This is a genomic window from Microcystis sp. M_QC_C_20170808_M3Col, from assembly GCF_007095505.1.
Taxonomy (GTDB): Bacteria; Cyanobacteriota; Cyanobacteriia; order Cyanobacteriales; family Microcystaceae; genus Microcystis.
In genome coordinates, this window is record NZ_SFBY01000162.1 from 1 (window position 1) to 6,059 (window position 6,059).

The window sequence follows — 6,059 nt, forward strand, 5'->3', positions numbered from 1 at the left end:
ATGACAATAAGTTATGACTTAGAAACTAATCAACAACTAAAGCTTATGCTTGTAGCTAAGTGAAATCATTGATTAAGAGACCTGTACTTTTCAATAACTTTTTCAGCAAACCCTATTTAGGGGTTGCTGAATAAATCTAAAAACATTAATTGTTGGATAAGACTTTTAGACTTTAAACGTTTAGAGAAGCTGGGTTATCCAGTTGCTCTTGAGCCTATTGCAGTTGTCTCTTAAATTGGTCTAAAATATGGTAGAGTTCGGCTGTTATTCGAGAAGACTGCAGCTAACTGCTTTGCATGGGTTTTTAGTTGCGTTATTACTTTCAAGTCGGGAGTAACTGATCAGCTGTTGACCATCTAAATTACTCGTTAAGACTGCCTGAAGGCAGGGACTAGGGAGTCTAGGAGTTGGGAGTTTGGGCATTTGTACTAAAATTCCCAATACGCAGTTTAAATGCAGTACAGCTTAACCGACTCCCTAACCCCCATCACCTTTTTACTTTTTACTTTTATAAAAAGGTTTTTTGACTACGGTAGCGGGGTAGGTGGTGCCGCGGATTTCCACTTCGATCGCCTGTCCGATCGAGGCGAAAGGTGTGGGAAGATAGGCTAAAGCGATCGCTGTGTTTAAAGTTGGTGATAAAGTGCCACTGGTGACTTTACCCACCGCTTCCCCAGCGAATACTACCGGATAATCGTGACGGGCGATATGTTTGCCGGACATCTGCAATCCCACCAAGCGCCGATTGACACCATTAAGTTTTTGGTCTTCAAGGACATTGCGACCGATAAAATCGCCTTTTTCTGGCAGATGAACCAACCAATTTAAGCCTGCCTCTAGGGGACTCGTGCTATCGTCGATATCCTGTCCATAAAGGGCTAAAGCTGCCTCTAAACGCAGGGTATCCCGCGCTCCTAAACCGCAGGGAGTCACCCCTAAATTTAAGAATTCCGTCCAAAGTTGCTGTCCGATTTCAGGAGGGGCCATAATTTCAAAGCCATCTTCTCCGGTGTAACCAGTTCTGGCGATAAAAACTTTTTCCCCGAAAAGCTGGCTTTCCCAGTGATTAAATAGGCCAAAATCGCTTAATTTTTCCCCGACCAAGGGCTGTAAAATTGTGGATGCCTTGGGTCCTTGCAGGGCGATTAAGACCCTTTCTCGGGATAAATCCTTTAATTTGACCCCCGATCCCTCTAAATTGCCTAAAATCCATTCTCGATCTTTATCGGTGGTTGAGGCATTAACAATTAATACGCCTTGGCTTTCGCTTTGGTAGTAAAAGATAATATCATCGATGATACCACCGTCCGGGTTAAGTAAAACGCTATACTGTGCCTTTCCTGCGCTTAAACGGGCTAAATTAGAAGGAACTAGGGTTTGGAGAGATTGAACCAGATTATCTCCAGTTAAGATAAATTTGCCCATGTGGGAAATGTCAAACATCCCGACACCATTGCGGACAGCATTATGTTCGATTTTTAGGCCGCTAAACTGTATCGGCATCTCCCAACCCGCAAAAGGGGTAAATTTGCTGGTTTGTTGGGCAATTAGCTCGTATAAAGGGGTACGAATAGCGGGGGAAGTTGCTTCTTGGTTAGCCACGGTGATCTCGATCGAATGGTTTTCTGCCTAGAGTAGCATAGCAGTTATCATTTATCAGTGACCAGTTATCAGTTATCAGGAGACAGGAGATAGGGTGGTCACTGCGTGCGCGTTGCGGGGGGTTTTGGGGTGATAGGGTGTTAGGGTGTTAGGGTTTTAGGGTGTTAGTTGAAATTCCCCCACTTCCCCACTTCCCCACCTCCCCACCTCCCCACTTCCCCACTTCCCCACTTCCCCACTTCCCCACACCCCACTTCCCAATTCATAATTCCCACTCCCTTAACCTTTCTCGCACCCTGTCAATGGGAATTGCGAAACCGCAGCCCAATTTAACGGCATTTTCTAGGGGTTTAGGAGTAGAGGGATTGGCACAAAATAAACTCGCTTGGGAAATCATTCCCACCACTTGATTTTTATCGTTTAAAACTGGACTTCCCGACTGTCCAGAAACGACAAACATGGATAAACTTAAGGATTTTTCTTCATTATCATTAACAGTGCCTTTGCTGACAGTCCAATCTTTTTGATTAAAAGGATTACCGATCGAGATTACTGATTGATTAGCGGCAATTGGTAGGGGTGCTAAAGCTAAAGGTTTTAAATCTGGGGGGGGATTTTTTACCTCCAATACTGCTAAATCGAGCCAGTCGTTAGGGGGGGTAGTGTGGAGAATTTTAGCTTTTGAACGCTTGGGAATTTTTCCCTTGGGTGGTTGGCTATAATACTCGACAAAAATGCGCGCCCCTGCATCGATTTCTTGACGGTAATTCGTCACCACATGGCGGTTAGTCACGATCCAAGCTGTGTCTTGATCTCGTTTTAATAACCAACCAGTGCCGATACCATTGTTATTTTTGCCACGAATGACAATTTTAACAATTGAGCGTTTTAAATTCACCAGAGGATCACTCTTAACACTGGGAATTATCTCTGGCATTTTTAATAATTCGGGATGATCATGAATTAATCGCCCCCGTTGGATTTCCTGTAAAATAAATCTAACTTCTGATAAATTAGGATCAATTTCTACGGCCTGCCGACACCAATTTAGACCCTCATCGATCTGACCGCTATTGATATAGGTATAACAGAGATTTTCGTAAATCTCGGCATTTTTGGGGCTAATTTGGCGCGCCTGTTGAAAAACTGCCATCGCTTCCCCTAGTTTTCCCTGTTCCGCTAAAGCTTTCCCTAAATAATTATAAATATCCCCATCTTTAGGGGCGTAAATTAAAGCCTGTCGATATATTTGCTCTGCTTGCTCCCATTTTCCCTGTTTTGCTAGGGTTTCTCCTAATTTTTTGTAGGTTTCACCCTGACTAGGTATCAATTCTAGAGCTTGCTGATAGGCATAACTGGCCTCTTGCCAGAGTTGCTGTTCACTATAGGCCTTTCCCAGATAAAAATAGGCTTTTCCCTGACTAGGATCGAGAAAAACCGCTGCTTGCAGAGCTTTCGCCGCCTCATCCCAACGTTGTAAACTATAGAGGGCTTTTCCTAGCTGAAATTGCGCTTTAAAAGTTGGTTTAATGATAATTGCTTTTTGGTAAGCCTCGATCGCCTCTGACCATTTTTCCTCTTGCGCGAAGATATCTCCCAAAGCCACTAAATAATTACTTTGGGAGGGTTCCATCGGTGGTTTATCATTAACGATAAAGGCATGATTATAGGCTTTTAAGGCTTCAGAATAACGTTTTTGACTTTGCAAGACCTGAGCGATTTTTATATGGGCTTGGCCCGAATTTTCGTCAAAAGATAAAACTGTTCGGTAAGCAGACAGAGCCGATTCCTTCTCCCCCGCGGCCAAAAGTTGATCGCCTTGCCAGAGATAAGCCAAGGCAATAAGATAAAAAATAGCAAAGGGAGCGGCGGCCATGAAGGCAATAATTACAAATATTTGCCAGGATTTGCCAGAATAGCGGCGACCGATTTTAAGATCTTTTCTTTTCATTTCTTGGTTAGGATAGACAACAGGCCAGAGGTGGTTCGATAATCGACCTAGACCAATTTAGATGCGCGGGCCGCTTACACATATTTTTGCTTTTCCTGTTGCCCTTTCCGCAGTTCTGCTGCTCCTTCTTTCTGGGGTTTGAACGTAATTTTGTCCAACTACTTACCGATTACTGCTGCGAGCGCTGGGTAGGATTAACATAGCGTCACCGAAGGAATAGAAACGGAAACGCTCTTGGATAGCTTCTTGATACAATGCCAGTAGTCTTTCCCGTCCGATTAAGGCACTGACTAACATCATCAAACTGGACTTGGGTAGGTGAAAATTAGTGATCATGCCGTCGATAACCCGCCATTGATAACCCGGATAGACAAATAAATTCGTTTTTCCCTGAAAAGCGGTTAATTTCTCGCTCTTACTTTCTTTAATTGCCCCTTCCAAGGCGCGAGCTACTGTGGTTCCCACGGCGATAACCCGGCCACCTCTAGCCTTTGTTTGGGCGATTTTTTCGGCAGTTTCGGCGGAAATCTGCAAAAATTCTTGGTGCATTAGGTGTTCTGTAATATTTTCCACTTCCACGGGACGAAAGGTTCCCACTCCCACATGAAGGGTGACATAGGCGGTATCTATACCCTTCTGGGCGAGCTTATGGAATAATTCGGGAGTAAAATGTAATCCGGCCGTGGGAGCGGCCACAGAACCCTGTTTATCAGCGTAAACTGTTTGATAACGGTCTTCTTCCGCCTCTGATTCGGTGACGTAGGGGGGGAAAGGAATATGACCGTACTCCTCCAACATATCCCAAAAACTGCGCTGGGGATGACGTTGAAATTCCAGCAGACGACCACCGGTGTTCAGATCTCGATCGATTACTTTCGCTAACCATAATTTTTCTTGGTCTTCCGTCGGCCCTGTTTTCGGATAAAAAAGGACTTCTGAACCGACTTTAAAGCGTTTTCCCGGTTTCACCAGAGATAACCAACGATGGTCATCTTGTTCTTCTAATAGTAATATTTCTATGGGTGCGCCCGTGGTTTTACGTCCAAATAAACGGGCCGGAATCACGCGGGTATCGTTGAAAACCAGCAAATCCCCCGACTCTAACCAAGTGGGTAAATCCCGAAAAATAGCTAAATTATGACTATTGGGAGAATCTACCACCAAAAGACGGGAACTATCCCGGGTTTCGGCGGGATTTTGGGCAATTAACTCCGGAGGAAGGTGATAATCGTAGCTGGAGAGTAATTGGTCAGGGATCATCGTCATTATCATCATAAAGAGCTTCGCAAAAGTTGGGTAATCCTACCCAGGCGAACTTCACTAAATCGGGGATTTCTCCCCTTGGTACCTGGAACGGTTTATCGTCAGACTTAGAGATATAACACTAATCGTGACTATTAGCCAATAGCCCGGCGGCCACTATGGACTATCTCTATTTTCTTGCTAATGCTAGTTTAACGCTACGAGTCACCGAATACCTGCGCTCGATGACTCATCTGCCTTCCTCCGTCATGACGGTTATCCATCAGATTAACGGTTGGGTGGTCAAGGTAAAGTTTAATCAAATGCTGACTCCTTGCCAACACGGTGATTTTCGCGCCTACATGAATGAGTTAGGGATTCCCTATCAACCAGAAATGCGTCTCCAGATGGTTTTTTGGAGTTTGGAAACGGGACAATCTCCTATTGATGTCATGCGTCGTTATCAAGTGGCGATCGTGTCCCATGGTACCCCGGATCAGCAAGATATAGAGGCTTTTCGGCAACAATTTACTAAGGGTTTAGGATACTGTCCTGAAACTCTAGCCTAGGGTTTATTTTCTCTCGGGATGATCTTCTAGGGCAACTACAGGACTTAAATCGTTGATGTGATCAATTAACTGATACAAGCGTCCGTAACTCTTGCCGTTAAAGTAAAAAACTAGACGAGGTAAATGGTGGGTGGAATCCCGATTCTCTCGTTCTAGAATTTGACTAGGTGCGATTTTACCTTTAACTAGGATATCGCCGAAGTTTTGGTTAATTTGTTCGATCTGTTCCCCGCTTAGTTCGTGATTAAGACGAATAACAAAGGATTCTCCCACAAAACGGCTGGAGTGATACACCCGATAGAAGTGGCGAATCCTTTGACAAGCGTAGTCTAGATCGTTGGTAATTGTATAAAAATTCCGATCTTCGGCGGATATCAGTCCTCTTTTTTGCAGATTTTCACTAATTTGTTCTTGCCAAGTTTGCCAGTAATCCCCATCAGGCTCATCAATTAATACTAGGGGTGCAGGTCCGTATTTACCCGTTTGACAGAGAGTAAGCGTCTCAAAGGCCTCATCTTGCGTACCGAAACCACCGGGGAATAAAGCTACTGCGTCACTTTCCCGCAGAAAAAATAGTTGGCTCTTCGTTACCCTTTATGCTAAATCAACAGACAAGATGCCAAGACAACATACTTCTAACCCAAAAATTCCGAAAGTTTCTAAAGCCATAGGCTCTCCGTTTTATTAGTTTAAGT

At 44.2% G+C, this 6,059-nt stretch carries 4 protein-coding genes and 1 pseudogene; 1 reads left to right on the forward strand and 4 read right to left on the reverse strand.

The features are described from left to right. Positions 1 to 495: 495 nt before the first annotated feature. The 3 genes from gcvT to queA all read right to left on the reverse strand — a co-directional run bounded on the left by gcvT (position 496) and on the right by queA (position 4,813). Positions 496 to 1,602: a glycine cleavage system aminomethyltransferase GcvT gene (gene gcvT / locus EWV84_RS07585; RefSeq protein ID WP_287077520.1), complete on the reverse strand. Its 1,107-nt coding sequence runs from the start codon at positions 1,600 to 1,602 to the stop codon at positions 496 to 498. A 262-nt stretch (positions 1,603 to 1,864) separates the two neighbouring features. Then, positions 1,865 to 3,553, reverse strand: coding sequence for a serine protease (locus EWV84_RS07590; RefSeq protein WP_287077521.1), 1,689 nt, complete (start codon positions 3,551 to 3,553; stop codon positions 1,865 to 1,867). A 162-nt stretch (positions 3,554 to 3,715) separates the two neighbouring features. Next, a complete protein-coding gene (gene queA / locus EWV84_RS07595) occupies positions 3,716 to 4,813 on the reverse strand; it encodes a tRNA preQ1(34) S-adenosylmethionine ribosyltransferase-isomerase QueA (RefSeq protein WP_287077522.1) in 1,098 nt (365 codons plus the stop codon). Positions 4,814 to 4,974: 161 nt separating this feature from the next. On the opposite strand from queA, the gene EWV84_RS07600 reads away from it, so the two are divergent. Continuing rightward, positions 4,975 to 5,364, forward strand: a complete 390-nt coding sequence (locus EWV84_RS07600) for a hypothetical protein (RefSeq protein ID WP_002733765.1) — start codon at positions 4,975 to 4,977, stop codon at positions 5,362 to 5,364. A 3-nt stretch (positions 5,365 to 5,367) separates the two neighbouring features. On the opposite strand, the pseudogene EWV84_RS07605 reads toward EWV84_RS07600, so the two are convergent. Then, positions 5,368 to 5,943 (reverse strand): annotated as a pseudogene (locus EWV84_RS07605) (LOG family protein); the annotation flags it as partial. Positions 5,944 to 6,059: the final 116 nt, after the last annotated feature.